General features: G+C 71.4%; 24 protein-coding genes. 5 read left to right on the forward strand and 19 right to left on the reverse strand.

Annotated features, from left to right (window positions below):
• Positions 1–30: 30 nt before the first annotated feature.
• Both MWM08_RS20870 and MWM08_RS20875 read left to right on the forward strand, forming a co-directional pair.
• Positions 31–1,446: an aldehyde dehydrogenase family protein gene (locus tag MWM08_RS20870; protein ID WP_244408433.1), complete on the forward strand. Its 1,416-nt coding sequence runs from the start codon at positions 31–33 to the stop codon at positions 1,444–1,446.
• Positions 1,447–1,499: 53 nt separating this feature from the next.
• Positions 1,500–2,027, forward strand: a complete 528-nt coding sequence (locus MWM08_RS20875) for a GNAT family N-acetyltransferase (RefSeq protein WP_244408434.1) — start codon at positions 1,500–1,502, stop codon at positions 2,025–2,027.
• On the opposite strand, the gene mnhG is transcribed toward MWM08_RS20875, so the two are convergent.
• The 7 genes from mnhG to MWM08_RS20910 are packed head-to-tail and all read right to left on the reverse strand — an operon-like array spanning position 2,002 to position 8,487.
• Complete coding sequence (gene mnhG / locus MWM08_RS20880) at positions 2,002–2,373, reverse strand: monovalent cation/H(+) antiporter subunit G (RefSeq protein ID WP_244408435.1); 372 nt, start codon at positions 2,371–2,373, stop codon at positions 2,002–2,004. The genes MWM08_RS20875 and mnhG overlap by 26 nt on opposite strands.
• Complete coding sequence (locus tag MWM08_RS20885; RefSeq protein WP_244408436.1) at positions 2,370–2,651, reverse strand: K+/H+ antiporter subunit F; 282 nt, start codon at positions 2,649–2,651, stop codon at positions 2,370–2,372. The genes mnhG and MWM08_RS20885 overlap by 4 nt, the downstream gene beginning before the upstream one ends.
• A complete protein-coding gene (locus MWM08_RS20890) occupies positions 2,648–3,139 on the reverse strand; it encodes a Na+/H+ antiporter subunit E (RefSeq protein ID WP_244408437.1) in 492 nt (163 codons plus the stop codon). The genes MWM08_RS20885 and MWM08_RS20890 overlap by 4 nt, the downstream gene beginning before the upstream one ends.
• On the reverse strand, positions 3,136–4,731 hold the full coding sequence (locus tag MWM08_RS20895) for a monovalent cation/H+ antiporter subunit D (RefSeq protein WP_244408438.1): 1,596 nt from the start codon (positions 4,729–4,731) through the stop codon (positions 3,136–3,138). Before MWM08_RS20895 ends, MWM08_RS20890 begins: the two co-directional genes overlap by 4 nt.
• Entirely contained in the window at positions 4,728–5,072 is a 345-nt protein-coding gene (locus MWM08_RS20900) for a Na+/H+ antiporter subunit C (protein ID WP_244408439.1), read from the reverse strand. The genes MWM08_RS20895 and MWM08_RS20900 overlap by 4 nt, the downstream gene beginning before the upstream one ends.
• Positions 5,072–7,975 (reverse strand): monovalent cation/H+ antiporter subunit A, encoded by a 2,904-nt coding sequence (locus MWM08_RS20905; RefSeq protein WP_244408440.1) that lies wholly within the window; start codon positions 7,973–7,975, stop codon positions 5,072–5,074. The genes MWM08_RS20900 and MWM08_RS20905 overlap by 1 nt, the downstream gene beginning before the upstream one ends.
• 47 nt (positions 7,976–8,022) lie before the next feature.
• A complete protein-coding gene (locus MWM08_RS20910) occupies positions 8,023–8,487 on the reverse strand; it encodes a PTS sugar transporter subunit IIA (RefSeq protein ID WP_244408441.1) in 465 nt (154 codons plus the stop codon).
• Positions 8,488–8,709: 222 nt separating this feature from the next.
• Here MWM08_RS20910 and MWM08_RS20915 point away from each other — a divergent pair, with 222 nt between their 5' ends.
• Positions 8,710–8,991, forward strand: a complete 282-nt coding sequence (locus MWM08_RS20915) for a helix-turn-helix domain-containing protein (protein WP_244408442.1) — start codon at positions 8,710–8,712, stop codon at positions 8,989–8,991.
• Positions 8,992–9,006: 15 nt separating this feature from the next.
• Here MWM08_RS20915 and MWM08_RS20920 read toward each other — a convergent pair whose 3' ends face one another.
• Genes MWM08_RS20920 through MWM08_RS20950 form a run of 7 tightly spaced genes read right to left on the reverse strand, consistent with a single transcriptional unit; the run spans position 9,007 to position 18,203 of the window.
• The gene (locus MWM08_RS20920) at positions 9,007–11,052 is read right to left on the reverse strand and encodes a hydantoinase/oxoprolinase family protein (RefSeq protein ID WP_244408443.1); all 2,046 of its coding nucleotides are present in this window, start codon (positions 11,050–11,052) and stop codon (positions 9,007–9,009) included.
• On the reverse strand, positions 11,039–12,799 hold the full coding sequence (locus MWM08_RS20925) for a hydantoinase B/oxoprolinase family protein (protein WP_244408444.1): 1,761 nt from the start codon (positions 12,797–12,799) through the stop codon (positions 11,039–11,041). Before MWM08_RS20925 ends, MWM08_RS20920 begins: the two co-directional genes overlap by 14 nt.
• A gap of 10 nt (positions 12,800–12,809) precedes the next feature.
• The gene (locus MWM08_RS20930) at positions 12,810–13,802 is read right to left on the reverse strand and encodes an oligopeptide/dipeptide ABC transporter ATP-binding protein (RefSeq protein ID WP_244408445.1); all 993 of its coding nucleotides are present in this window, start codon (positions 13,800–13,802) and stop codon (positions 12,810–12,812) included.
• Entirely contained in the window at positions 13,795–14,751 is a 957-nt protein-coding gene (locus MWM08_RS20935; RefSeq protein ID WP_244408446.1) for an ABC transporter ATP-binding protein, read from the reverse strand. The genes MWM08_RS20930 and MWM08_RS20935 overlap by 8 nt, the downstream gene beginning before the upstream one ends.
• A complete protein-coding gene (locus MWM08_RS20940) occupies positions 14,748–15,590 on the reverse strand; it encodes an ABC transporter permease (protein WP_244408447.1) in 843 nt (280 codons plus the stop codon). Before MWM08_RS20940 ends, MWM08_RS20935 begins: the two co-directional genes overlap by 4 nt.
• A complete protein-coding gene (locus MWM08_RS20945) occupies positions 15,587–16,600 on the reverse strand; it encodes an ABC transporter permease (RefSeq protein WP_244408448.1) in 1,014 nt (337 codons plus the stop codon). The genes MWM08_RS20940 and MWM08_RS20945 overlap by 4 nt, the downstream gene beginning before the upstream one ends.
• Before the next feature lie 10 nt (positions 16,601–16,610).
• Positions 16,611–18,203 carry an ABC transporter substrate-binding protein gene (locus MWM08_RS20950; RefSeq protein ID WP_244408449.1) on the reverse strand — a complete coding sequence of 531 codons (1,593 nt, stop codon included), beginning with the start codon at positions 18,201–18,203 and terminating at the stop codon, positions 16,611–16,613.
• 370 nt (positions 18,204–18,573) lie between these two features.
• Here MWM08_RS20950 and MWM08_RS20955 point away from each other — a divergent pair, with 370 nt between their 5' ends.
• Entirely contained in the window at positions 18,574–19,749 is a 1,176-nt protein-coding gene (locus tag MWM08_RS20955; protein ID WP_244408450.1) for an FAD-dependent monooxygenase, read from the forward strand.
• Here the strand turns inward: MWM08_RS20955 and MWM08_RS20960 are convergent, their stop codons facing one another.
• The 5 genes from MWM08_RS20960 to MWM08_RS20980 form a co-directional block, all read right to left on the reverse strand.
• Entirely contained in the window at positions 19,750–20,499 is a 750-nt protein-coding gene (locus MWM08_RS20960; protein ID WP_244408451.1) for an ABC transporter permease, read from the reverse strand.
• Complete coding sequence (locus MWM08_RS20965) at positions 20,496–21,290, reverse strand: ABC transporter ATP-binding protein (protein WP_244408452.1); 795 nt, start codon at positions 21,288–21,290, stop codon at positions 20,496–20,498. The genes MWM08_RS20960 and MWM08_RS20965 overlap by 4 nt, the downstream gene beginning before the upstream one ends.
• A 4-nt stretch (positions 21,291–21,294) precedes the next feature.
• Positions 21,295–22,260 carry an ABC transporter substrate-binding protein gene (locus MWM08_RS20970; protein WP_244408453.1) on the reverse strand — a complete coding sequence of 322 codons (966 nt, stop codon included), beginning with the start codon at positions 22,258–22,260 and terminating at the stop codon, positions 21,295–21,297.
• 10 nt (positions 22,261–22,270) lie between these two features.
• Positions 22,271–22,783 carry a VOC family protein gene (locus MWM08_RS20975; protein ID WP_244408454.1) on the reverse strand — a complete coding sequence of 171 codons (513 nt, stop codon included), beginning with the start codon at positions 22,781–22,783 and terminating at the stop codon, positions 22,271–22,273.
• 114 nt (positions 22,784–22,897) lie between these two features.
• A complete protein-coding gene (locus tag MWM08_RS20980) occupies positions 22,898–24,490 on the reverse strand; it encodes an ABC transporter substrate-binding protein (RefSeq protein WP_244408455.1) in 1,593 nt (530 codons plus the stop codon).
• Positions 24,491–24,795: 305 nt separating this feature from the next.
• On the opposite strand from MWM08_RS20980, the gene MWM08_RS20985 reads away from it, so the two are divergent.
• Positions 24,796–26,205 (forward strand): amidase, encoded by a 1,410-nt coding sequence (locus MWM08_RS20985; RefSeq protein WP_244408456.1) that lies wholly within the window; start codon positions 24,796–24,798, stop codon positions 26,203–26,205.
• Positions 26,206–26,212: the final 7 nt, after the last annotated feature.

Here is a 26,212-nt window from a genome sequence, read left to right on the forward strand (position 1 = left end):
GCCGTCTCTCGCCGACAGGTGCGCTAAGCCATGAACCCGACCGATCCGCGCGCGGCAGCACCCGTCTCCGAGGCCCGCGCGCATGATGCCGCGGCCGACCACGCGTCAGCTGCGGCACAGGCGCTGGCAGCGCTGCGCGCTGCCGAAGCGCGCGACGGTGCACCCGACCTTGCGCGGAGGCGCGACCTGCTCGCGCGCCTCGCCGCCGAGTTGAAGCGCCGCGGGGAGGACATCGCCACCGCGGCCGCCGCCGATTTCGGCGCGCGGTCGCGCCTCGAAACGCTGCTCGCCGACGTGCTGCTGGTGGCGGATTTCGCGCTGCATGCGCGCCGGAAGCTGCCGCGCTGGGCACGGCCGAAGCGCGCCGGCGTGCCCTACCCGTTCTGGCCGGCGCGCGCGGTGCTCGAACCCGTGCCGAAGGGCGTGGTGGGCATCATGGCGCCGTGGAACTATCCGGTGCAGCTGGCGCTAGCGCCGGCGGTGGATGCGATTGCGGCGGGCAACCGGATCGTGGTGAAGCCGTCCGAGCATGCGCCGCGCTGCGCGGAGATGATCGCGCGGGTGCTGGACGCCGCCCTCGGCCCCGACATGGCGCGCTGTGTCCAGGGCGACGGTGCCGTGGCCGCCGATTTCGCCGCGCAGCCCTGGGACCACCTGGTGTTCACCGGCGGCACCGCGACCGGGCGGCGGGTCGCGCTCGCGGCGGCGGCGAATCTCGTGCCCATCACGCTGGAACTGGGCGGCAAGTGCGCGGCGGTGGTGCTGCCGGGGGCCGACCTGGTGCAGGCAGCGCGGGAGATTCTGGTGGGCAAGGCGCTGAACGCCGGGCAGACCTGTGTCGCACCCGACACGGTGCTGCTGGTCGGGCATGGCATCGATGCCTTCGCCGCGGCCTGCCGCGCCGCCGGCATCGCGCTGCCCGAAACCGCCGTGCTGAACGATGCGCAGGCCGCGCGGCTCGATCGCCTGGCGGAGGGCGCGGCGCTGATCCCGCTGGCGCAGGATGGGCCGGGCCGGCGGCGCACCATCGTGCTCGCGACAGCGCCCGACGACGCGCCGCTGATGACGCAGGAGGTGTTCGGCCCGGTCCTGCCGCTGCGCGCCTGCGCCGACCTGGCTGAGGCGATCGCCTGGATCGCGGCGCGCCCGCCAGCGCTCGCCATCTATCTGTTCGGCGCGACGGCGCAGGACGAAGCGGCGGTCGCCGCCGGCACGCGTTCGGGCGCCATCGTGCTGGGGCGCTGCGTCGAGCATGTCGGCTTCTCGGACCTCGCCTTCGGCGGGATCGGCGCCTCCGGCCAGGGGCGCACGCATGGGGAGGAAGGCTTCCGTGCCCTGTCGAACCTGCGCGCGCGGGTGCGGCATGGCCGCTTCTCGCTCGCGAGAATGTTCGACCCGCCGCGCGGTTCGATGGCCGAACGCATCACGAAACGGCTGTTGCGTTAACCGTTCCACGCTATGCTCCCGCTATGGTTGTGGAAGCGCCCGTCCTTGTCGCCGTGGAAACACCACGCCTGCGCCTTCGCTGCGCCGAACCGGGCGATGCCGCCGCCCTCGCCGCCATGATGAATGCCGCGATCAGCCGCCGCCTGGCGTCCTGGCCGGTGCCCTATACGCCGCTGATGGCGGCGGACCGGATTGCCGGCGTGCGGATGGCCGCGGCCGAACGACGGTCCCTGCCGCTGGTCATCGAACGGCGTGCGGATGGCGCGGTGGTGGGGTGGATCAGCATCTCGCGCGCGCCAGGGGATGGAGCGACGGCGCTGATCACCTATTGGCTGGGCGACGGGTTCCAGGGCCAGGGGCTGATGCGCGAGGCGGCCCCCGCCGCGCTGGCCGAGGCCTTCCGCAGCATGGACATCGCGCGGGTTCGCGCGGCGGTACAGGCGGACAATGCGGCGTCGCTCGCGGTGGTGCAGTTGCTCGGCATGGTGCCGCTGGGCGAGGGCCGCATCTGGTGCCCCGCGCGCGGGCGCGACGAAGCCTGCCTGTGGTTCGAGATCACGCGGGAGGCGGCGGAGCCGTAGGCGCCGCAGGGGCGGGCACCGACGGGTCGCTCTCCGCCCTGTCGCGATGCAGCGCGGCGCGCGCCAGCAGCATGAGCGTGACCGGCGTCGTCACCACGATGAAAGCGGCAATGAGCAGTTCGTGCAGCACCGGGCGCGTCTGCAGCACCGAGAAGAACAACATCGACGCGATCAGGATGCTGCCGATACCGAGCGTGGTGCCCAGCGTCGGCGCATGGACGCGTTCGTAGAAGCCACGCAGGCGCAGCAGCCCGATCGAACCCGTCAGTCCCAGCCCCGCGCCGAACAGCACCAACACCGCCACCGGCAGCGCCGCCCAGAATGGGATCTCCGCCGCGCCGGTCATTCGATCACCTCGCCGCGCATCAGGAACTTCGACAAGGCGGCGGTGGCGACGAAGCCCAGCAGCGTGACAAGCAGCGCGGCCTCGAAGTAGTGGGTGGTGCCGGTGCGGATGCCGAAGACCAGCAGCAGCATCGCCGCGTTCACGTACAGCGTGTCGAGCGCCAGGACGCGGTCCTGCGCTCGCGGGCCGACCAGCGCGCGCAATGCGGCGCAGCCCATCGCGACCGCCAGCATGAGCTGCGCGAGCAGCAGCGCGGCGCCGAGCAACGCGGCGGTCATTCGAAGATTTCCATCAGCCGGCGCTCCCACTTGTCCTTGATGGTGCGGACCCAGGTTTCCTCGTCGACCAGGTCGAGAACGTGCAGCAGCATGGTGCCGCCGCGCGCATCGTAGTCCACCCAGACGGTGCCCGGCGTGGCGGTCAGGATGCAGGCCAGCGCCGACAGCCCATAGGGGCTGCGCATGTCGAGCGGGACATGGACGAAGCCCGACCTCCGCTCGCCGGGTGCGCGCGGCTGCAGGATGATGCGCGCGACGGCGTTGTTCGACCGCACGACCTCGACCAGCACGTCCAGCAGCAGGCCGGGCAGCGGCTTCAGCCGGCCGACCCGCCCGCGCGGCACGCCCAGCGCCGTCAGCACGCCCGACCCGGTCACCGCCAGCAGCACGCCGAAGACGATGGCACCGGTCGACACGCTCTCCTGCAGGAGCAGCCACAACAGCAGGAAGGCCGTGGCCAGCAGCGGATGGGGCAGTAGCCGCGTCATGGTCGCACCGCCGTGCCGAGAACGGCGTCGAGGTAGGTGCCGGGCGCATGCAGCCCCGCCGCGGTGGCGAGCATGTAGTCCATCGCCGGCCCTGCCGCGACGGCGAGCCCGGCGCACAGCAGCAGCAGCCCGGCAATCGGCGCGACCTCGAGCAGGCTGACGCGCGGCACCGTCGAGGGCGGCGAGGCCCAGAAGATGTCGATGCCGGTGCGCAGCATGGCCACCACCGTCGCCAGGCCCGACAGCAGCAGCGCGGCGACCAGCAGCCAGCTTGAGACCGGCACCGCGGCCTCCGGTGGGCCGAGCAGCGGCGCCATAATGGCGAATTTCGCGAGGAAGCCGGGCAGCGGCGGCAGCCCCGCCAGCAGCAGCGCACAGGTGCCGAAGCCAAGGCCGAGGATCACGACGATGGCGGGGATGGCGACGCCCACCGCCTCGGGCTCGCGCAAGTCGTCGTCTTCCTCGCCGGTGCCGAAGGCCTCGCGCGTGACGGCGAGGACATCGGCGCCGACATCGCGCCCGCGTTCGATCAGTTCGATCAGCAGGAAGAATGCCCCGAGCGCGAGCACCGATGTCGCGAGGTACAGCAGCGCGCCACCGGTGACCGCCGCCTGGCCCGCCCCGAGCGCGGCCAGCAGGGTGCCGGAGGAAACCAGCACGCTCGCGCCCGCGAGCCGCGGCAGGTCCTGCGCGGCGAGCACCGCGATGGCGCCGAAGGCGATGGTGAGCAGCCCGCCGGCCAGCAGCACGTTCGCGCCGAAGCCTGCGGAATCTCCACCCTCGGCGCCGAACAGCAGCAGCCACACGCGCAGCACGGCATAGACGCCGACCTTGCTCAGGATGGACAGGATCGCCGCCGCCGGCGCGCTGGCCGCGGCGTAGGTGCCCGGCAGCCAGAAGCCGAGCGGCCAGGCCGCCGTCTTGATGAGGAACGCCACGCCCATGACCGCGAGCCCGGCCTCGAGCAGGGCGCGGTCGCCTGCCGCCACCTCGCGCAGGCGGGCCGCCAGGTCGGCCATGCCGAGCGTGCCCGAGATGCCGTAGATCACGCTGACGCCGATCAGGAACAGCAGCGAGGCGACCAGGTTGATGACGATGTAGTGCAGCCCCGCGCGCACCCGCGCCGTGCCCGAACCGTGCAGCGCCAGACCGTAGGAGGCGGCCAGCATCACCTCGAAGAAGACGAACAGGTTGAACAGGTCGCCGGTGAGGAAGGCGCCGTTCAGCCCCATCAGCTGGAACTGGAACAGCGGGTGGAAATACGCCCCCGCCCGGTCCCACCGCGCGAGGGAGGAGACGAAGGCGGCGAGCCCCAGTACCGCCACCAGCGCCAGCATCAGCGCCGAGAGCCGGTCGAGCACCAGCACGATGCCGAACACCGCCGGCCAGTCGCCCAGCCGGTAGATGCGCAGCTGCGGCGTATCCGCCATGCCGACCAGCGCGATGGCGAGCCCGACCAGCGTGACGGTGGACAGCAGGCCGAGTGCCGCCACCGCCCCGCGCCAGCGGTCGCCGGCCAGGATCATGGCGGCGCCGGCCAGCATCGGCACGATGATCGGCGCGACGACCAGGTGGTCGGTCCAGGCGGTCACCGGTCGCGCTCCCGCCCGTCCACGTGGTCGGTGCCGGTCAGGCCGCGCGCCGCCAGCAGCACCACGAGCAGCAGCGCGGTGGTCGCGAAGCCGATGACGATCGCGGTCAGCACGAGCGCCTGCGGCAGCGGGTCGGTGAACTGGCCGAGCGTGCCCTCCTGCCCCTGCGCCAGGATGGCGGCCGCGCCGGTGCGCAAGCCCCCGGTCGAGAAGATGAACAGGTTCACCGCATAGGACAGCAGCCCCAGGCCGATGATGACCTGGAAGGTGCGCGGGCGCAGCAGCAGCCACACGCCCGAGCCGGACAGCACGCCGATGGCGAGGGCGACGACGATCTCCATCAGCGCTCTCCGGCCACGGCGCGATGCGCGCGCACCGACTGGTGCGCCAGCGCCACCAGCATCAGCAGTGTCGATCCCACCACCAGCGCGAAGATGCCGATGTCGAAGATGAGCGCGCTGGCGGTCGGCACGCGTCCGAACAGCGGCAGGTCGGCATAGGCGAAATAGGTGGTCAGGAACGGCCTGCCGAAGGCCAGCGCCGCCAGCGCGGTGCCGGCCGCCACCAGCAGCCCGGCGCCGACCCACAGCTGCGGGCGCAGCCGCAGCCGGTCCTCGGTCCAGTCGGTGCCGCCGATCATGTACTGCAGGATGATCGCGATCGCGACCACCATGCCGGCCGAAAAGCCGCCGCCCGGCAGGTCGTGCCCGCGCAGCAGCAGAAAGACCGCGACCACCAGCATGGCCGGGAAGATCAGCCGCGTGAGCATGAAGGGCACCAGCAGCCAGTCGCCGCCGGCCGCGACCTCGCCGCGCGCCGTCATGGCGGTGCCGGCGGTCGTGCCATCGGCGCCGGCCTGCTGGTCGGGCAGTGCCACGCTGTCGGCCGCGGGGCGGAAGCGGCGCAGCAGCGCATAGGCGGTCAGCGCCACGGCGGCGACGACGAAGATCTCGCCGAGCGTGTCGAAGCCGCGGAAGTCAACCAGGATGACGTTCACGGCGTTGGTGCCGCCGCCTTCGGTATAGGCGCGCTGCAGGAAGTGCTGCGCCAGCAGTTCGGGCGGCACGCGCGTCATCACCGCATAGGACAGCGCCGCGAGGCCGCAGCCGGCGCCGAGCGCGAGCGCCAGGTCGCGCAGGCGGCGCGTGCGGGTCAGCACTTCCGGCCCGCTGTCGCCGGGCAGTTGCACGCGCTTGGGCAGCCAGCGCAGGCCAAGCAGCAGCAGCACGGTGGTCACGACCTCGACCGTCAGCTGCGTGAGCGCGAGGTCGGGCGCGGAGAACCACACGAAGGTGAGCACGACGGCAAGGCCCGAACCGCCGAGCAGGATCAGCGCCGCCAGGCGATGGAACTTGGCCATCCAGGCCGCGCCGATCGCGCAGGCGCCGCCCACGCACCAGACCAGCGCCAGCACCGGGTCGAACCCCGTGCTCGGCAGGTTGCCTGGCCCCACGCCGCGTAGCCAGACCGCGGCGGCGCCCCCCATGATGGCGATGCCCACGATCAGGCGCAGCTGGGGCTGCAACCGGCGCGTGCCGGCCAGGCGTTCGACGCGCCGCGCGAGCCGCCAGGACAGGAAGACCATGGAGCGTTCGAAGATGCGCTGGCCCTCGAGCCGGCCGAGCAGCGGCGGGCGTTCGAGCCCGACGCGCAGCTTCCGGTGCAGCAGCAGGTACAGCACGATGCCCGCGGCCATGGCGGCCATGCTCATCGCCAGCGGCAGGTTGACGCCGTGCCAGATCGCGAGGCTGTAGTAGGGCACCTGTTCGCCCAGCACCGACCGTACGGCGATGGCGAGGAAGGGCCCCACCGTCGCCGCCGGCAGCACGCCGACCATAATGCACACCAGCACCAGCAGTTCGACCGGCAGGCGCATCCAGTTGGCGGGTTCGTGCGGCGTGCGCGGCAGGTCGGTCGGCTCGGGGCCGAAGAAGGCGCCGTGGATGAAGCGCAGCGAATACGCCACGGCGAAGGCGGAGGCGAGCATGGCAGCGAAGGGCAGGATGTTCATCAGGCCCATCGGCGATTCCGCCGTCAGCGCCTCGGCGAAGAACATCTCCTTGGAGATGAAGCCGTTCAGCAGCGGCACGCCCGCCATAGCCGCTGCCGCCACCAGCGCGAGCCGCGCGGTGAAGGGCATGGATCGGTTGAGCCCCGACAGGCGGCGGATATCGCGCGTGCCGGTCTCGTGGTCGATGATGCCGGCCGCCATGAACAGCGAGCACTTGAACGCCGCATGGTTGACGATGTGGAACACCGCCGCGACCAGCGCGAGTTCGCTGTTCAGCCCGAGCAGCAGCGTGATCAGCCCCAGGTGGCTGATGGTGGAATAGGCCAGCAGCCCCTTCAGGTCGTTCTGGAAGATGGCGATGTAGGCGCCGACCAGCAGCGTGATCAGCCCGGCCGAACCAACGATCAGGAACCAGGCATCGGTGCCCGACAGCACCGGCCACAGCCGCGCCATCAGGAACACCCCCGCCTTCACCAGAGTGGCCGAATGCAGGTACGCCGAGACCGGCGTAGGCGCCGCCATCGCATGCGGTAGCCAGAAGTGGAACGGGAACTGCGCGCTCTTCGTCAGCGCCCCCAGCAGGATCAGCACCAGCGCGGGCAAATACAGCGGATGCGCGCGGATCCGATCGCCCGCGGCCAGCACGGAATCGAGGTCGTAGCTGCCCGCGATGTGGCCGAGCACCAGCACGCCGGCGAACAGCGCCAGCCCACCCGCGGCGGTGATGGTGAGGGACATGCGCGCGCCCTCGCGCGCCGCCGCCACGTGGTGCCAGTAGCCGATCAGCAGGAAGGACAGCAGGCTGGTCAGCTCCCAGAAGAAGGCGAGCTGGATCAGGTTCCCCGACACCACCACCCCCGTCATCGCCCCCATGAAGGCGAGCAGGAAGGCGAAGAAGCGCGGCACCGGGTCGTCCTCGCTGATGTAGTAGCGGGCATAGAGCACGACCAAGGCGCCGATCCCGGTGATCAGGCCGGCGAACAGCCAGGCGAAGCCATCCATGCGCAGCGAGAGGTTCAGCCCGAGCGCCGGCATCCAGGCGAATTCCGCACGCAGCACGCTGCCGGCCGCGACCGTCGGATAGGCCACCCAGATCAGCGCGAGGCCGATCAGCGCGATCGCGCCGGCGAGGATGGCGGCCGCATTGCGCGCCTGGCTCGGCAGCAGCCCCGCCGTGATGGCGCCGAGGAACGGCAGGACCACCAGGCTGAGGAGAAGGACGGCATCCGGCATGGTCGCGCGTCAGCCCGCGCGACGGGTGGTGCCGGGACCGCGCGGCATCACGCCGGCCCCGCGGCGGCGGGGCTGGCGAGCGCGGCCAGCACCTCGTCCGGCGTTGCCGCCGTGCGCAGCCGCCGCAGGGTGTTCGGGTCGCGCAGCGCGCGGCAGGTCTCGGCCAGCATGGGCAGGAAGCCCTCGGCCGCGGCCTCGGGCCAGAGCACCTGGATGACCAGGTCGACCGGTTCCTCGTCACGGGCCTCGAAGTCGATGGGGCGGTGCAGGCGCGCGAAGGTCACCACGGGATGCGCGTCGCCGTCGATCCGTGCATGGGGCAGCGCGACGCCGCGGCCGAGCGCGGTGGAACCGAGCCGCTCGCGCGCATTCAGCGCGTCCAGGATCTCGGCCTCGGGGCGATCCAGACGGAGCGCGGCAACGGCTGCGAGCGACTGCAGGGCGGCAGCCTTGCTGGAGGCCCCGAGGTCAAGGATGACGTCCTGCGGCGAGAGGTGGTCCGCGATGCCCATCAGTCCATTCTTTCAACGCTGCGGCGCAGGGTCACGCGCGGCCAGGCGGGGCGGCGGGCCAGGGCGGACCGCCGCGGTCGGGAAGGCTGGATGGCGCGGCAGGCGTGGCCCGGCAATGGTGTTTCTCCCGTCTTCGCCCCGATGTGGTGATGCCCGCAAGCCACATCAACCATTTTGATTAATCTTGCCTGGATTGATGCAAAAGCCTAAGGCGGCGCGACCATGTCCCTTTCCCCCGCGCAATGCCGGGCTGCCCGCGCCTTGCTCGCCTGGACCCAGGACGACCTGGCCGAGCGGGCGCAGGTGAGCCGCGGCACTATCCGGGGGTTCGAAACGGGGCAACACGCCCTGCAACGCGCCACCGCCGCCGCGATCCGCCGCGCCCTCGAAGCCGGCGGCGTCGCGCTGGTCGAGGCGGATGGCGGCGGCGGTCCCGGGGTCAGGTTCGTCACGGCCGAGGACCGTGCGCCACCGCGGCACCTGGAACCCGGGGCGGCGAAGTAGGCGCGGCCCGCGCGATCAGCCGCGCACCAGCACCAACGCGCCGGAGGCCTCCATCGTCGCGGTCCAGCCGGGCCCGACCAGGGTGGTGGCATCGAGCTGCGTGACGATGGCCGGCCCGGCGAAGGTTGCGCCGGCGCCCAGCCGGCCGCGGTCGATCACCGCGGCCTCGACCGCGCCACCGGGCAGCAGGACGCGCTGGTGGCCGATCTCGGCCTGCGCGGCGCCACCGCCGTCGGGTGCGCGCCATGCCGGGGCCGGCAGCAGCCCGGCCGCCTCGACGCGCAATGTGACCACCTCGACCGCGACCTCCGGCAGGTCGAAGCCGTACAGGCCGCGATGCGCGGCGGCGAAGGCTGCGCCCAGCCGGGCCGGGTCATCGCCGGCCTGCCAGGCGACAGGCAGTTCGTGCCCCTGTTCCTCGTAGCGCATGAGCGCCACGCGCCGCAGGCGCCGGTCCGCGGGGGCCACGCCCTCCTGCGTGAACCAGGCGGCGGCGTCCTGTTCGAGGCTGGCGAAGACGGCTTCAAGCCGCGCGAGGTCGGCGCCGTGCAGCGGTTCGGCGACGCTGCGCGCGAATTCGGCCTTGAGGTCCGCGGCCAGCAGGCCTTGCGCGCAGAGCACGCCGGGCGCGGGCGGCACCAGCACGCGCGTGATGCCGAGCAGTTCGGCGATGGCGCAGCCATGCAACGGACCAGCGCCGCCGAAGGGCACAAGCACGAAGTCCCGCGGATCATGCCCGCGTTCGACCGAGACCACGCGGATCGCGCCGACCATGGTGTTGTCCGCGATGGCGAGGATGCCGCGCGCCGCCTCCGCGATGCTCAGGCCGAGCGGTTCCGCCACGCGCCGCACCGCCGCCTCGGCCAGCGCGGGGTCGAGCGCCATGCGCCCACCGAGTAGCGCCGGCGGCAGGTGGCCCAACACCACATGCGCGTCGGTCACCGTCGGCTCCTGCCCGCCGCGGCCGTAGCTCGCGGGCCCCGGGTCGGCGCCCGCGCTCTGCGGGCCGACCGTCAGCACGCCATCGGTGCCGACACGCGCGAGCGACCCGCCACCCGCGCCGATCGTGACCATGTCCACCATCGGCAGCGAGAGCGGCCAGGGACCGACGCGGCCGGTCTGCGTGAGGGCGACCTCGCCCTTGGCGATCAGGCAGATATCGGCGCTGGTGCCGCCGATATCCACGGTGATGATGTTCGCAACCCCCGCCGCGGCGGCGACCGCGCGCGCGCCGACCACGCCGGCCGCAGGGCCGGACAGCGCCGTCTGGGCGGGTGCCTGGCGGATCGCCCGCGCGCCGGCGACGCCGCCATTCGACTTCATCAGCAGCAGCGGAGCGGCGATCCCGGCGGCCTGCAGCCGTGCCTCGAGGCGCGCGATATAGGTGGAGATCGCCGGCATGACGGCGGCGTTGAGCACGGTCGCCATGCTGCGTTCGTATTCGCGCACCACGGGCAGCACATCGACCGAGGCGGTCAGCGCCACGCCGGGCGCTTCCTCCGCCAGGATCGCGAGCGCGCGGCGCTCATGCGACGGGTTGGCGAAGGCATGCAGCAGGCAGACGGCAATGGCGGAGACGCCGGCCGCGATCGCAGCACGTGCAGTGGTACGCACGGCATCCTCGTCCAGCGGTGCGAGTTCGCTGCCGTCGGCGGCGATGCGGCCCGCGGCTTCGAACACCAGGGACGGGGGCACGGGTCGGCGCGGCTTCACCCAGGCCCAGAGATTGTCGCGGCGCGGCAGGTCGGCGCGGCCGATCTCGAGCACGTGCCGGAACCCCGCCGTGGTCAGCAGCGCGGTCGGCGCGGTCTTGCCCTCCAGGATCAAATTGGTGGCCACCGTCGTGCCGTGCAGCACGCGGCCGATCGCGGCTGCCTGCCGGCCGGCGGCCGCCAGGGCCAGATCCACGCCTGTGATGAAGGCCTCGGACGGGTCGCGCGGGGTGGAGGGAGTCTTAGCGGTCCAGGCCTCGCCCGTCGCGGTGTCCTGCAGCGTGACGTCGGTGAAGGTGCCGCCGATATCAACGGCGACGATCAGGGGCGCGGCGTCAGGCGACGGCATCGCGGTACTCCCGGCGATGGAACAGTGCCGCGGGCGGGCGTTGCGCGCGCCTCGCCTGGGTGGCGGTGCTGTCCAGCGTGCCGTCGCGGAACACAACGCCGTAGTCGCGCGTGGCGCTGTCGCTGCTGACGAAGCCACCCTGGACGTCGGCGATCACATCCTCGACGGGGCGGTCGAAGGGATGGCCCCAGCCGCCGCCGCCGCCGGTCTCGATGCGCAGCACGTCGCCCTTCGCCAGCATCGTGCCGTCCGACAGCGGCGCGAGGATCCGCGCGCGCGGCGTGCCGGGGTTCAGCACGGCACGACCGGATCCGCCATTCATTCCGCCGGCCACGCCCCAGGGTGGGTTCTTCACGCTGTCGATGCGGATGGCGACCATCGCTGCGTCGGCCAGTACCTCGAATTCGCGCACCACACCGCAGCCGCCGCGGAAGCGCCCCGGCCCGCCGGAATCGAGGTTCAGCCCATAGGCGCGCAGCCGCACCGGGTAGGTGAGTTCCATGAACTCGACCGGGTAGTTCTCCTGCGCGACGAAGTAGACAGCGTCGGTGCCATCCGCGAAGGGGCGCGCGCCGTAGCCCACGCCGATGCCGTCGCTCAGCAGGAAGCGCTTACCGCCGGCGGTGCCACGCAGCGCGATGACGACATAGGCGGAATGCGCGGCCGGCGCGTTCCCGTCGCGTGCTACCGCGACCAGGCCGTGCAGCGCGGCCAGCAGGCGCATCATGGTCAATCCGCGCAGGCCGAGCGGCGCGGGTGCGCGCGGCGCGAGCAGCGAGCCTTCGCGCAGGCGCACCTCGTCGATCCCGCGCGGGCCGCCGGCGTTCAGCACCTGGCCCGGATGGTCCTGCAGCACATACAGGCCGAGCGCCATGCCGGGCACGTCGGGATGCATCAGCAGGTTCACCGGGCCGGTGGCCTGGTCGTCGGTCTCGGTCGCGTCGAAGATGAAGCGGTCATCGGGCGTGCGCGTGAGTGCGAGGCGCAGCGTGAGCGGCGCGCTGCCCTGGCCGTCGCTGTCGATGGTGTCGGCGAAGCGGGTGGTGCCGATGGGGAAGATGGACTTCAGCTGCGCGCGCACGGTTGCCTCGGTGCGCGCGAGCAGTTGCGCGAAGGCATCCGCCAGCACCTGCGGCCCAAAGCGTGCGGCCATGTCCGCCAGGCGGCGTTCGCCCAGGCGCACGGCCGCCATCAGCGCGCGCGTGTCGCCCTGGGATTGCGTGGGGAAGCGGCTGTTGCGCCAGAAGGTGCGCAGCAGGTCGGTGTTCGTCTCGCCGCCGCGCATCAGGCGCACGGGCGGGATGATGATGCCTTCCTGGAAGTGGTCGGTGGCGTCGGGGCTGATCGACCCGGGCCGCAGCCCGCCGATGTCGGAGAAGTGCGCCCAACCCATCACGAAGCCGATGCGCGTGCCTTCGTGGAAGGCGGGGGCGAGGAAGACCTGGTCGTTGGAATGCGAAACCGCGCCGCGGCTGCCGTAGCAGTCATTGTACCAGTACAGGTCGCCCTCGCGCATCGTCGCGATCGGGAAGTGTTCGGCGACCGGGCCCACGATGTCGCCGAAGATGGGCAGGTCGCTGCCCACGGCCATGGCACCTTCGGCGTCGAACAACGCGGTGTAGAAATCCTTCTTCTCGCGAATGAAGGCGGACATGGCGGTGCGTTCGAGCAGCGCCTCCATCTCCGCCTGCGCGGCGCGCGCGGCGCCGCGGATGATCTCGAGGGTGACGGGGTCGCAGCGTGTCATCGGCGGGCCTTCATGCGGCGTCGCGGCCGGGGGTCTCGGGGGCGAGGTCGCGCCAGCGCAGGCAGGCGACGGCGTGCGCCAGGCCGGCCTCCTCCAGCACGGGTTCGCGGCGGGTGCAGGTCTCGGCCGCTGCGGCGCAGCGCGGGTGGAAGCGGCAGCCTGGCGGAATGGCGCGCAGGCTGGGCGGGTCGCCGGGCAGGGAGGGCCCGCTCTCGCGCCCGTCGAGGTGCGGCGCGGCGGCGATCAGGGCGCGCGTGTAGGGATGGCGCGGTTCGGCGAAGATCGTCGCGGCGCTGCCGTGTTCCACCACGCGGCCGAGATACATCACCGCGACACGGTCGCAGACGCGCCGTACCACCGAGAGGTCGTGCGAGATGAACACGTAGGTCAGCCCGAAGCGCGCGCGCAGGTCGCGCAGCAGGCGCAGTACCGCCGCCTGCACCGACAGGTCGAGCCCCGCCGTGGGCTCATCCAGGATCACCACCTTGGGCCGCAGCAGCAGGATGCGCGCGAGCCCGATGCGCCGCTGCTGACCGCCGGAGAGTTCGTGCGGGTAGCGGTCCGTCATCGCCGCATCGAGGCCGACGGCAGCGAGCGTCTCGGCGATGCGCGCGCGTTGTTCGGCGCGGTCGGTGACGCCATGGATGGCGAGCCCCTCGGCCAGCGTCGCGCCGACGCGCCACCAGGGGTCGAGCGCCGCGCCGGGGTCCTGGTGGACATACTGCACCGCATCCCGCACGCGTCGCGCCGCGCGTGGTTCGAGGCCGGAGACGGTGCGGCCTTCGAGACGGATCTCGCCCGAGGATTCACGCTGCAGGCCGAGCAGCGCGCGCGCCAGCGTGGTCTTGCCGCAGCCGCTTTCACCGACGATGCCGAAGGTCTCGCCCTGCGCGATCGAGAGATCGACGCCATCCACGGCGCGCATGCCGGCACGGTGCCGCAGCAGCCCGCGCCGGGCGCCGAGCTCCACGACCAGGCCGGTGGCACCCAGGATCTCAGGCAAGGGCGGTCTCGTGCCAAGGGCAGGCGACCGCGCGGTTCGCCCCGAGTGCGACCATCGGCGGTGCTTCCACGGCGCAGCCGGAATGCACGATGGGGCAGCGTGGATGGAAGCGGCAGCCCGTCGGCTGCGCCGTCGCGGCGGGGACGGTACCGGGAATGCCGGCGAGGTCGGTCGCACGATCGGGATGGCAGGCGAGCAGCATGCGCGTGTAGGGATGGCAGGGCGCATCGAGCACCGCGCGCGTCGGCCCCGCTTCCGCCACGCGCCCGGCATAGAGCACCGTGACGTCCGTGCAGACGGACGCCAGCACGCCGAAATCATGCGTGACGAACAGCAGCGACAGGCCGCGCTCCGCCACCAGGCCACGCAGCAGTCCCAGGATCTCCCGCTGGGTTGTGACGTCCAGCGCGGTGGTGGGTTCGTCGGCGACCACCAGCGCGGGATCGCAGGCGAGGGCCGCGGCGATCAGCAGCCGCTGACGCTGGCCACCGGAGAACTGGTGCGGGTACTTGCGCAGCGCCGCCTCCGGGTCGGGCAGTTGCACGGCGCGGAACAACTCGACCAGGCGGTCGCGATGGTCGCGGCGCGAACCCTTCGCGTGGCGGCGCATGATCTCGAGGATCTGGTCGCCGGCGCGGAACACCGGGTTGAGTGAGAGGTACGGGTCCTGCGGCACGAAGCCGATCCGCCCGCGCGCGGATTCGGCGCGGTCGGTCAGGATGTCGCGGCCTTCGAACAGGATGGCACCGGTGGGTGTCTCGGCACCCTGCGGCAGGATGCCGAGGATGGCGCGCACCAGCGTGGACTTGCCGCAGCCGCTCTCGCCCACCACGCCAACGGTGCCGCCGCGCGGGACGGTCAGCGAGACGTCGTCCAGGATACGCGCGACGCCGCCTTCCCCGCGGAGGTGCACGGCCAGGCCCTCGACTTGCAGGACGGGTATGCTCACCGGCGTGACCGCCGCAGGCGCGGATCGGCGGCGTCGCGCAGCCCGTCGCCGAGCAGGTTGAAGCCCAGCACCAGCAGCAGGATCGCCATGCCCGGGAAGGTCGGGAACCACCAGGCTTCCGGCAGGTGCTGCCGTGCCTCGGACACTGCGAGCCCCCAATCCGGCGAGGGCGGCGCGGCGCCCACACCAAGGAAGCCGAGGATCGCCGCCGTCAGGATGGTGAATCCCATGCCGATGGTCGCGCGCACCAGCACCGCCGGCGCCGCATTCGGCAGCACATGCAGCAGCAGGATGCGCGCGGGGCTGGCGCCGATGCCGGCCAGCGCGTCGACGAACAATGCGCTGCGCAGCCTGCGCGTTTCAGCGAAAACGGTGCGGGCGAAGAAGGGCCAGTAGGTGAGTGCAAGCGCAACCATCGCCGCGCCGATACCCGGCGCGATCAACTGCCCCAGCGCCAGTGCCAGAATCAGCTGCGGGACGGCGAGGAAGACGTCGGTGACGCGCATCAGCGTCTCGGACAGCCAGCCTTCGCGCCAGCCGGCCGCCAGGCCGATCGGCACGCCGATCGCCATCGCCGCCAAGACGACCGCGACCGCGACCAGCAGCGCATTGCGCGTGCCCAGAATGACGCGCGAGAGGATGTCGCGGCCGAGATTGTCCGTGCCGAAGGGGAACTCCGCCGAGGGCGGCCGCAGCCGCTGCATGATGTGGCTTTCGAACGCGTCGTCCGGATAGGGGGCGATCCAGGGCGCGAAGATCGCGACCACCAGCGCGAACAGCACGATAAGCCCGCCGAAGGCGGCGACTCGATCGCGCAGCAGAAGGCGAAGCGCGGTCATCGCCCTTCCTCCGCCACGCGCGGGTCGATCACCACCTGCGCCACGTCCACCAGCACGTTCACCACCGCGTAGACCACGCCGACCACCAGCGTGACCGCCAGCAGTGCCTTGTAGTCGGCCGACAGGATGGCCTGTACGGCATAAGTGCCCAGGCCCGGCCAGTCGAAGATCGCCTCGACCGCCACCGCGCCCGAGATCAGCGCGCCGAACAGCAGCCCGACCTGCGTCACCACCAGCGTGACCGCGTTGCGCAGCACGTAGATCGCGGCCAGGCGCACGCGGCCATAGCCGGCGGCGCGGGCGTAGAGGACGAAGTCCTTCTGCAGCGTCTCGAGCACGCCTGACCGCGTGAAGCGCGCGATGGTGGCGATCCCCGGCAGGCTGAGCGTGACAGCCGGCAGCACCAGGTGCCGGCAGCCATCGACGAACAATTCGGGGCGCCCGGCGATGAGGCTATCGATCAGCACGAAGCCGGTCACGCGCGGCGGCATCCCCATCGCGACATCGACGCGCCCGCGCAGCGGCAGGATGTCGAGCTCCATCGAGAACACCAGCTGCAGCATGATGGCGAGCCAGAAGGACGCGATGGCAAGCCCGCCGACCGAGAGCACCCGCACCAGGTTGTCGACGACGCCGTTGTGGTGAAGTGCGGCCACGAGCCCGAGCGGAATGCCGAGCACGGTCGCGATGAACAGCGCGGCGAAGGTGAGTTCCAGCGTGGTGGGCAGGCGCTGCAGTATCTCCTCCGCGACCGGCCGGCCCGAGAAGACGCTGCGGCCGAAATCCCCAGTCAGGACTTGGCGGAGGTGGATCACCGCCTGCTCCAGGATCGGCCGATCCAGGCCGTATTGCGCGCGGATCTCGGCGATCAGCGCGGGCGTCGCGGCATCGCCCGCCAGCGTCGCCGCTGGGTCTGCCGGGACGACGCGCGACAGCACGAAGGTCAGAACCACCAGCCCGAGCAACGCGGGCAGCGCCAGCAGCAGGCGCCGCAGGATGTAGCGCGCCATGATGCCGCGCTCAGTTCTCCAACGACATCAGCCGCAACTCGCCGCCCGAACCAACCGGCGAGAAGGAATACCCCTGCACCCGCCGCGCGAGGCCACGCAGGTTCAGCGTGTTGTAGACCCAGATGTCCGGGCTATCGGCGACCACCTGACGCGTCGCGGCCTGGTACAGGCGCTCACGCTCGGCGCGGTCGAGGCTGGCGCGGGCGCGCCGCAGCAAGGTGTCGACTTCGGCGTTCGAATACCAGGCGCTCGCCTTCCAGGTGCCGTGGAACTGGCTGTCGTACATCTGGCCGACCCAGTTCTCCGGATCGACGAAATAGGTCGAGACCCAGTGCACCCACATGTCGGGCGTGGTCTGCGGCTGGCCCGTGGCGCCGGTGATGCCGGCCCAGGTGTTGGGCACGATGCGCAGGTTGATGCCGACGCGGCGCAGGTCTGCCTGGAACATCTGCGCGGCCTGCACGGTCTGCTCGAGCTCGTTCTGGACGTGGATCTCGATCTCGCGACCGATCGGTGCGCCGGCGGCGCGCGCGCGGTCGCAATGCTGGCGCGCGAGGTTCAGGTCGAAGGCGTAGGGCACGAGGTCGGGCGGATTGCCCCAGAGGTTGTTCGGGTTCGGCCCGCCGTTGCGCACCACCAGGCCGCGCAGGATGACGTCGTTGAAGCCCTGGTAGTTGAAGGCGTGGGCGAAGCACAGGCGGGCATCACGGTTGTCGAAGGGCGGCTTGCGGTTGTTCATGCGGATGATGAAGACGCGCATGCTCTCGTCGCGCGCCACGCGCGTGCGGGCGTTGCGATCCACACGCTCCACCTGGTCGGTCGGCAGGTAGGAATCGGTCGCGTCGATCTCCCCGCGCAGCAGCGCGAGCACGCGGGTCGACGTCTCCATCACCGGGCGCGCGCGCACAGTGTCGATCGGGCGCTGGGTGTGCGACCAGCCCATGAAGTGCTGCGGGAAGCGCGCGAGGTCGAGTGAGACGCGCGCCTGGTAGGTGGCGGGATCGACCCGGTAGGCACCCGACCCCGCGCCGTTCACAGCAAGCCAGCCCGCGCCCCAGTCGTTATTAGCGACGTTCGGCGCGATGGCGCGCTGGTTGACGATGGCCACAAGCGGGATCGCCGACAGGAAAGGCGCGTAGGGGCTGGAGAGCACGAAGCGCACGGTTCGCGGGCCTGTCGCGGTGACGTTCTCGGCGCGCAGTACGGGCGAGAAGGCGGCGGCCGGCGCGCGGTTCATCGCGAGCAGGCGGCGGAAGGAATAGACGACGTCCTCCGCCGTCATGTCGCTGCCGTCGTGGAACTTGATGCCCTCGCGCAGGGTGAAGTCCCAGGTCAGGCCGTCGGCGCTGGTGGTGTGGCTCTCGGCCAGCCAGGGCACGAGTTGCGGCGGGTTGCCCTGGTAGCGGTACAGCCCGTCATAGACGTTGAGCAGCACGAACTGGCTCGGCACGTCGAAGATTGCGTGCGGGTCGAGCGTCGCCGGCAGCGTATCGCCCCAGACCAGGGGGCGCTGCTGCGCGGCGGCCGGCAACGGCGCGGCCGCGATGGGCAGCGTTGCGACGGCAGCGGCGAGCATGGCGGCACGCAGTCGACGGAAGCCCATGGCGCGGTTCTCCCCGGAACGGATGTCGTGGCGGCAACTGAAACCCGCGCAGGCCGCCGCGGCAAGCCCTGGTGGCCACGAAAGCACCGGCACGCGGCAGCGCGGTGCCCATTGGCGGGGCAGCCTGCGCCGAGATGTGTCAACCATCCACGCGTCCCCGCCGACGCGCAGGGCGCATGCGCCAACATGCGGCCAATCCGCTCAACGGTGGTGCGCCAGCGTGGCCGCGCGCGGATGGTCCGCTTCTTGCTGCCCAACAGCCCGTGCCATCCACCACCGCGACCGAACCGCTGTCCCACCCGCGAGCTCCGCGCGATGCCACGGTGGCAGGACAAGGACCACTGTCGGCCTCGGCGATCGCGGAGACGACATGAGGATCGGCATCATCGGCACCGGCGTTGCCGGCAGCGTGCTGGCGGAGATGCTGGCAGACACGCCGGGGCTCACCATCGACGCCTTCGACCGCATGACCGAGCATGATGCGGGGGAAGCCGGGACGGGGCTGAATGTCGGCCCCAATGCGATGAAGGCGCTGCGGCTGCACCTGCCGGCGCGGCACGATGCAGTGCGTGCGGCGGCACTGCCCTGGCGGCGGTGGTTCATCGACACCGCGGCGGGCGAGCGCCTGTTCGATCTCGACCTGCTGGACGTGGCCGAGGAGCCGGGCATCAGGCTGCGCTGGTCCGAGTTGTATCGCGTCCTTCGCGCACCAGTCGCCCCGCTGACGCGCCTCGGCCTCGCGCTGGAGGCGCTGGAGGAGGACGCCGCCGGTCGCCTGGTGCCCGTGCTGCGCGATGCGACGGACGCGCTGCATCGCTTCGGCGGCTTCGACCTGCTGGTGGCGGGCGATGGCCGCTATTCGCGCCTGCGCGCGCTGACCGCCGGCGTGCCCGAACCGATCTTCCATGGCGTCGCGATGTCGCGCCTGCTCGTGCCGGATGCGCAGGATTGCCCGTACGACGACTACGGCCAGTGGTTCGAGGGGCGCGCGCGGCTGCTGTCGTACCGGCTTCCCGGCGGCGCCGCGTATATCGCGGGCGCGGTGCCGCTCGAGACACCGACCGCCGAGATCGATGCGCGTATCCGGGGCGCAGATTTCCAGGCGAGCCTTTACCTGCCCAAGGACCGCGCGCCCTGCCCGGCGGTGGCCTGGATGAGCCGCAAGCTCGGCGAACATGCCGGTGCGCTGCATTGGGCGCGGCTGCAGTCCTCGCCGCTCAGCCGCAGCGCGGCAGGCGGGCGCGTCCTGCTGCTGGGCGACGCCGCACATGCGATGGTACCGACACTCGGACAGGGCGCGACGCAGGCGATCGAGGACGGGGTGCTGGCCGGCGCGGTGCTGCGCGCCGGCGGCGATGCGGCCGCGGTCGCCGCGCTGCGCGACCCGCGCGTGGAATTCGTGCGCGCCTTCAGCCTTGAGGCGTCGGATACCATGTTGCCAGGCGGCGATCCCGTGGCGGGGTCGCGCGCGAAGATGGCGCCGGACTTCCTGACGAAGCTGCGCCGCACCTACACCGATGTCCCGGGACCCGAGGCCTTCGCCTGATCAGCGGCCGGACCAGTGCACGAAGCGCTTTTCCATCAACAGGAAGGCGAGGTTCAGCACGTAGCCCAGCGCGCCGGCCAGGAAGATCACGCCATACATCAGCCCACTTTCGAACAGCGACTGCGCGACGATGACGCGCTGGCCAAGCCCGTCGGAACTGCCGATGAACATCTCCGCCACCACCACGATGACCAGGGCGAGCGAGATGCCCGCGCGCATGCCCACCAGGATCTGCGGCAGCGCTTCCCACAGCAGCACATCCCACAGGATGCGCGCCTCACCGGCCCCCATCACGCGCGCCGCCAGCACGCGTGTGCGCCGCGCATTCATCACGCCATAGGCGGCGTTGAACAGGATCACCAGCGCCGCGCCGAAGGCCGCGACCGCGATCTTGGTGCCCTCACCCACGCCGAACAGGATCAGGAACAGCGGGAATAGCGCCGAGGCCGGTGTCGAGCGGAAGAAATCCACCACGAATTCGACGCTGCGATAGACTGATTCCTTCGCGCCCAGCGCGATGCCCAGCGGCACGCCGATGGCGGTCGCGATCAGGAAGGCCTGCACCGTGCGCAGGATGGTGCGCGTCAGGTCATGGCCAAGCGGACCTGTCCGGAACGCGGCCAGCGTGTCGCGGAACGTCTCGGCCGGGCTGGGCAGCAGCACCGGGTCGGCGAGTTCCACCAGCGTGGCGAACCACCATAGCGCGATGAATCCCACCGCGCCGAGCACGGGCGCGACCAGCCCCTTCATGCCGCCACCGGCCGGCCGGCGACGGCGGCTTCGAACACGGCGAGGCAGCGGCGCTTCAGGGCAACAAAATCGAGTTCGGACAATGTCGCCGAAGTGCGGGGCCAGGCCAGCGGCACCGCCAAGTCGTCGGCGACCGTGGTGGGGCGGCGGGTGAGCATCAGCAGCCGGTCGGCCAGCGCGATGCTTTCCTCGAGGTCGTGCGAGACGAGCAGCGTCGTGACACCGAGGCGCTTCAGCACATCCTGCAGCAGCGCGCGAAGGTCGAGCGTGGTCTCGAAATCCAGCGCGGAGAACGGTTCGTCGAGGAACAGCACTTCGGGTTCGACCGCCAGCGCGCGCATCACGGAGACGAGTTGCTGCTGCCCGCCCGAGAGTTCGTAGGGGTAGCGCGCCAGGTCGAAGCGGACGCGGAACTCCGCCTTCAGGCGTTCGACGCGCGCTTCGATCTCGCGCTTCGGCAGCCCCATGCGGCGCATCGGGTAGCGGATGTTGTCGGCCGCGCGCATCCAGGGGAACAGCGCCTCCCGGTAGTTCTGGAACACGTAGCCCACGCGCACGTCGCGCACGTCGCGGCCATCGTACAGGATGGTGCCGCCATCCACCGGCAGCAGCCCCGCCGCCATGTTGATCAGCGTCGACTTGCCGCAGCCGTTGGGGCCGAAGATAGCGAGGATGTCGCCGCGCCGCACATCGAGGTCGAAGCCCGAATAGACCGGCTGCCCGCCGAACGCCTTGCGCAGGCCGCGGATCGACATCGCGGCCTCGCGTGGGGCGATGGCGGGGCCTTCCATCCGTTCAGAGCGGGCGGATGAAGGTGCCGACATCGATGGCGCTGCGCACCACGCCCATCTGCACGCCGATATCGACGAATTTCTGCAGGTCGGCGCGATCCTGCGGGGTGAAGTCGCGGATCATCGTGAACGCCTGCAGCGGCATCACGGCGGCCAGGTCCGCGGGCGTGTTGAGGTTGCTGGTCAGCACCTGACGTGTCGTGGGGTCGGTACGGATGGCCTCAATCGCGCGGGCCCAGGCCTGGGCGAAGCGGTTCGCGACATCGCGGCGGCTGTCGAGGAAGCGCCCGGAGAAGCCAGGACCGCCGGCATAGGCCTGCGCGTCAGGCCGGCCGAGCAGGTAGGTTGCGATCACCCCCGCTTCGAGCCGCTTCATCGCCCCCGCGCGTTCGCCGATGGTGGCGACCGGTTCGAGCGTGTAGGCGGCGTCGAATTGGCCGGACTGCATGGCGCCGATATGCATGCCCATCGGCTGTTCCACCAGCGTGTAGTCGCGCCCGTCCTGCAGGCCGACGGCCGCGAGTACGCCGCGCGCGGCCGCCATGTTGGCCGGCCCGGGGGCAGAGAGGATGCGTGCGCCGCGCAGATCGGCGAGGCGCGTCGCGGTGCTGTTCGCGCGCACCACGAATTGCTCCATCTGGTGGCGCGCATTCTGGCCGTTCAGGCCGAAATACAACACCGTGTTGGGGCGGCGGACGTTGATATTCGCCCCCTCGAGGGTGACGAGGTTGGTGCAAGCCTCGGCATCGCCGGCGACCAGCGCCTGCACGATCAGCGGGTGGTTCGCCAGCGCGAAGCCTTGTGGCGCGATGCCGGCCTCGGTGAAGAAGCCGCGCGCCAGTGCCACGAAATAGGGCAGCGTGGACGCTGCTTCGAAGATCGCGACCTTCACGGTGTCGGCCGCGCGGGCCTCGTTGATCACGAAGGGCGCGGCGAGCGTACCGAGCAGCAGCGGGCGGCGCTGGATCATGGGGCCTCCTTCAGCCAAGCCTGGGGTAAGTCGCGGGATCGAAGAAGGTCGCGCCGGCCACATAGGCGCGGCCGGGCGACATGTCGGGCGGCGGGCCGTCCTCGCCCGCACCCTCGAAGGTGAGTTCGCACTGCACGCCCGACGGGTCGTAGACGAACAACTGCCAGAGCGTGGTGCCGGGCACGAGGAATTCGCGCCAGTCGAGCCCGGCGGCGCGGAAGCGCTCAACGAAGCCGCGGTAGCCGCGGCAGGCCAGCGAGACATGGTCGATCGCCGCGGTGCCAGCCGGCGCACGCCCCTCGGCGCCGAGGGCAGGCCCGCCGGCATAGATGTGCAGGATGGCCGGCCCGCCCGCGATGGGCACGTACAGCCAGGCTCCGGGATAGCCGAAATCCGGCCGGAAGCCGTTCCGCAGGCCGAGGATGCGCGTGTAGAAGGCGACCGTCGCCTCGATGTTGTTGGTCTTGACCGCAACGTGGAACAGGCCGGCGACAAGCGGTTCGGTGGTGACGGCGGTGCTCATGCGCGGCGGCTCCAGCCCGGGGTCAGCGGCGCCCCGCGGGACGCCATCGTGGCTCCGGTGCAGCAAGAGACATGCCACCACGGCGCGATGCGGCGGGCTACGGCACCGCGCACGTCACTGGCCGGGCCGCACGCTCGTCGCAAGCGTCCATTCATCGGCGCGCGCCGCATGCTGCAACCCGCGGCGAAGGCCCCAGAGATTGACCTGATGATGCATCGGCACCAGGCCGACATCGCGCACGGCGATCTCGGTCGCGCGGATGAAGATCTGGCGGCGGCGTTCGTCGTCGAGCGTCGCGAGCCCCTCGGCCACCAGCCGGTCCACGTCGCGGTTCGAATAGCGCGAGCGGTTCGACGCACCCTGCCCAGTGGCGCGGTCGAAAGTCGCGAGCAGCGAGCCGAGCGGCGAGGAGGCTTCCGCCGTATCGATGCCCCAGCCGCCGAAGATCATGCTGTAATCCTGCCGGCTGGCCGCCGCGATCCAGGTGGCGAAGGGCAGCGCCTGCACGGTGGTCTGGATGCCGGCGCGTGTGAGCATCTGCCCCAGCGCCTGGCAGATGCGGTCGTCGTTCACGTAGCGGTTGTTCGAGCAGTGGATGGTCAGGTTGAAGCCGTTCGGGAAGCCGGCCTCGGCCAGCAGGGCGCGCGCGCGGGCGGGGTCGTAGGCCGGCGGCGGCAGCGTGGCCGTCCATCCGAACCAGTCGCGCGGCATGAGCTGCCCGGTGGCTTCCGCAGCGCCGTCCATCACGCGGCTGACGATGGCATCGCGGTTGATCGCGTGATTGACCGCCTGGCGCACGCGCAGGTCGCGGAAGGGATTCTGCGGCAGCGGACGGCCCTGGCGGTCAGTCACATGCGGCGAGGCGCGATCCAGGTGATCGACGAAGACATACATGTTGCGGTTGGACAGCGCGCGGCTCACCTGCGTGCGCGGGTCGTTCTCGACACGGCCGATATCGCCGGTGGGCAGCGCGTCGATGATATCGACATCGCCGGACAGCAGCGCCGCGACGCGCGAGGCCGGGCTACGCATGAAGCGCGTGGTCACGCTGCCCCAGGGCGAGGCGCCGCCCCAGTAGGCGGGGTTTCGTTCGAACACGATGCGGTCGCCTTGCGTCCAGGAGACGAAGCGGAACGGCCCGGTGCCGATCATGGCGCGGCCGCTGTTGTAATCCGCGGTGGTCGCACCCTCGCCGTGGCGGCGCGACACGATGCCGAAGGTCGACAAATAGACCGGCATCAGCGGGAAGACCGAGCGCGTGCGGAAGCGGATGGTATGCGCATCCACCACCGTGGTCTCCGCGATCTGGCGGATGTACAGCCCGAAGGAGGACGGGCTGTTGGGCACCGTTGGCGCGCGGGCGATGGTGAAGGCGACATCCTCGGCGGTGAAGGGCGAACCGTCGTGCCAGGTGACGCCCTCGCGCAGCTTGAATTCCCAGGTCACGTCATCGATGGCGCGCCACGATACCGCCAGGCCCGGCACCAGGCGCTGCTGCGCATCCTGCAGGATGAGCGCATCGAAGACATGCGCTGTCACCGCCTTGTTCGGCGCCAGGTTGTGGAAATGCGGATCGGTCGAGGTGATCTCGGCCTCCACCGCCATGCGCAGCGCCGGTGCGGGCTGCGCCCCGCCAGGGCCCGGCAGCAGCGCGAGTGCGGCGGCGAGGCTGAGCAGCATCAGGCGATGTCGCGGGATCACGGGCATGGTGACGGCCTTCTCGGTGCGACCCGGAGGGCAGCAAGGCGCGTGCCGTGCGTACGGCGCACGCGGCGCAAGGGGCGCATGACCGCGGACCGAAGCCACCTTATGGATCGCCGGGCATGCAGGGTGCGTGCGGTTCGGCAGCCTCGTCAGTGCCGCACCGATGGGCGGCAGTGCCGCGCGCATGGGCAAACCCAGGCCATGGGCGCGGAATTGCCGCCTTGGCTTCGTTGACACGGCACCGGCGTGATTGTCGCATGGCGTCGCGCCGGACGTCCGGCGATACCGACCGGAGCCACGCACCAACCATGCTGCCCGTCGTTCCGCTCGACCCCACAGCGCCGCAACGCCGGCGTGCCTATGACCCGCGCCACCCGCTGCTGCTGCCCTTCGTGCCGCGCGCGAACGACATCGCCGCCGGCCGCACCACGCCGCGCGACCTGCTGGAACAAGCCATTGCGCGCATCGATGCGGATGAACCAGCGATCCGCGCTTTCGTGTGCCACGACCTTGCCGCCGCGCGGCATGCGAGCGATGCCGCGACCGCGCGCTGGCGTGCCGGCCAGCCGCTGTCGCCGGTGGATGGCATGCCGATCGTGGTGAAGGACATGATCGCCACGGCCGGCCTGCCGACGCAGATGAACAGCCCGATCTTCGAAGGCTGGGATGCGCGCGTGGATGCCGCCTGCGTCTTCGCGCTGCGCGAGGCCGGCGCGGTGGTGCTGGGCAAGACCGTGACCACCGAATTCGCCTGCGGCAATTCGGGCCCGACGCGCAACCCCTACGACACGGCGCGCACACCGGGCGGGTCATCGAGCGGGTCCTCCGCAGCCGTCGGCGCGGGCATGGCGGCGCTGGGCTTCGGCACGCAGACGCATGGTTCGACCATCCGCCCGGCCGGATATTGCGGCGCCTATGCGCTGAAGCCCACGCATGGCGCGCTGCATGTGGGCGGCCTCGCGCCGCTCGCCGCGACGCTCGACCATCTGGGGCTGATCGGCGCGAGCCTCGAGGATGTCTGGGCGGCAGGCATGGCGATCTCGCGCATCGTCGGCGGCACGCCGCCGCATCCCGGCATGGCAGGACCGCAGACGGCGCCCTCGCCACGGCGCCCGGCCACGCTGGTGCGCCTCGACACGCTTGGCTGGGCCGAGACGCCACCGGCATCGCGCGATGCCTTCGAGAACGCGGTCGCAAGGCTGGGCGCGGCGGGCGTGCGTATCCTGGACGCTGACAGCGACGCCGAGGTCGCGGCGCTGGAGGTCGAGCTATCGGGCATCGGCGACTTCGCAAACGACCTGCTGGCCTGGGAGGCGCGCTGGCCGCTCGCCGCCTATCGCGCGCAGGGCGAGGACATGGTCGGTGCGCGCATCCACGACCTGCTGGCACGCGCCGCGCGCGTCGATCGCGCCGCCTATGCGCGCGCACTGGCCGACCGGCAGCGACTGCGCGACCGTGTCGCGGGTTTCGCCGGGCGCGCCAACGGCTTCGTGATGCTGTGCTCGAGCGGCCCGGCCATCGCCGACCATGGCTTCACAGGGTCGCGTAACTACGCCTTGCCCTGGACGCTGGTAGGCGCGCCCGCCTTCGCATTGCCGTTGCTGGTCGCGGACGACCTGCCGCTTGGCCTCCAGGTCGCAGGCTTCGCCGAGCGCGATGCCGAGGCCTGCGCCATTGCCGGCTGGGTGCGCGACACGCTGCTGACCGACAACGCATGACAGGGGA

It is taken from the genome of Roseomonas fluvialis, assembly GCF_022846615.1.
Lineage (GTDB): Bacteria > Pseudomonadota > Alphaproteobacteria > Acetobacterales > Acetobacteraceae > Neoroseomonas > Neoroseomonas fluvialis.

Excerpts from the sequence above, each read along its gene's own strand:
- MWM08_RS20910 (WP_244408441.1), bottom strand. The coding sequence starts at position 8,487 with ATGGGCATCGCGGACCACCTCTCGCCGCAGGACGTCATCCTTGACCTC.
- MWM08_RS20985 (WP_244408456.1), top strand. The coding sequence starts at position 24,796 with ATGCTGCCCGTCGTTCCGCTCGACCCCACAGCGCCGCAACGCCGGCGT.
- MWM08_RS20900 (WP_244408439.1), bottom strand. The coding sequence starts at position 5,072 with ATGGAGATCGTCGTCGCCCTCGCCATCGGCGTGCTGTCCGGCTCGGGC.
- MWM08_RS20905 (WP_244408440.1), bottom strand. The coding sequence starts at position 7,975 with ATGCCGGATGCCGTCCTTCTCCTCAGCCTGGTGGTCCTGCCGTTCCTC.
- MWM08_RS20920 (WP_244408443.1), bottom strand. The coding sequence starts at position 11,052 with ATGCCGTCGCCTGACGCCGCGCCCCTGATCGTCGCCGTTGATATCGGC.
- MWM08_RS20915 (WP_244408442.1), top strand. The coding sequence starts at position 8,710 with ATGTCCCTTTCCCCCGCGCAATGCCGGGCTGCCCGCGCCTTGCTCGCC.
- MWM08_RS20960 (WP_244408451.1), bottom strand. The coding sequence starts at position 20,499 with ATGAAGGGGCTGGTCGCGCCCGTGCTCGGCGCGGTGGGATTCATCGCG.
- MWM08_RS20925 (WP_244408444.1), bottom strand. The coding sequence starts at position 12,799 with ATGACACGCTGCGACCCCGTCACCCTCGAGATCATCCGCGGCGCCGCG.
- mnhG (WP_244408435.1), bottom strand. The coding sequence starts at position 2,373 with ATGACCGGCGCGGCGGAGATCCCATTCTGGGCGGCGCTGCCGGTGGCG.
- MWM08_RS20955 (WP_244408450.1), top strand. The coding sequence starts at position 18,574 with ATGAGGATCGGCATCATCGGCACCGGCGTTGCCGGCAGCGTGCTGGCG.
- MWM08_RS20950 (WP_244408449.1), bottom strand. The coding sequence starts at position 18,203 with ATGGGCTTCCGTCGACTGCGTGCCGCCATGCTCGCCGCTGCCGTCGCA.
- MWM08_RS20970 (WP_244408453.1), bottom strand. The coding sequence starts at position 22,260 with ATGATCCAGCGCCGCCCGCTGCTGCTCGGTACGCTCGCCGCGCCCTTC.
- MWM08_RS20890 (WP_244408437.1), bottom strand. The coding sequence starts at position 3,139 with ATGACGCGGCTACTGCCCCATCCGCTGCTGGCCACGGCCTTCCTGCTG.
- MWM08_RS20870 (WP_244408433.1), top strand. The coding sequence starts at position 31 with ATGAACCCGACCGATCCGCGCGCGGCAGCACCCGTCTCCGAGGCCCGC.
- MWM08_RS20980 (WP_244408455.1), bottom strand. The coding sequence starts at position 24,490 with ATGCCCGTGATCCCGCGACATCGCCTGATGCTGCTCAGCCTCGCCGCC.
- MWM08_RS20885 (WP_244408436.1), bottom strand. The coding sequence starts at position 2,651 with ATGACCGCCGCGTTGCTCGGCGCCGCGCTGCTGCTCGCGCAGCTCATG.
- MWM08_RS20940 (WP_244408447.1), bottom strand. The coding sequence starts at position 15,590 with ATGACCGCGCTTCGCCTTCTGCTGCGCGATCGAGTCGCCGCCTTCGGC.
- MWM08_RS20975 (WP_244408454.1), bottom strand. The coding sequence starts at position 22,783 with ATGAGCACCGCCGTCACCACCGAACCGCTTGTCGCCGGCCTGTTCCAC.
- MWM08_RS20945 (WP_244408448.1), bottom strand. The coding sequence starts at position 16,600 with ATGGCGCGCTACATCCTGCGGCGCCTGCTGCTGGCGCTGCCCGCGTTG.
- MWM08_RS20965 (WP_244408452.1), bottom strand. The coding sequence starts at position 21,290 with ATGGAAGGCCCCGCCATCGCCCCACGCGAGGCCGCGATGTCGATCCGC.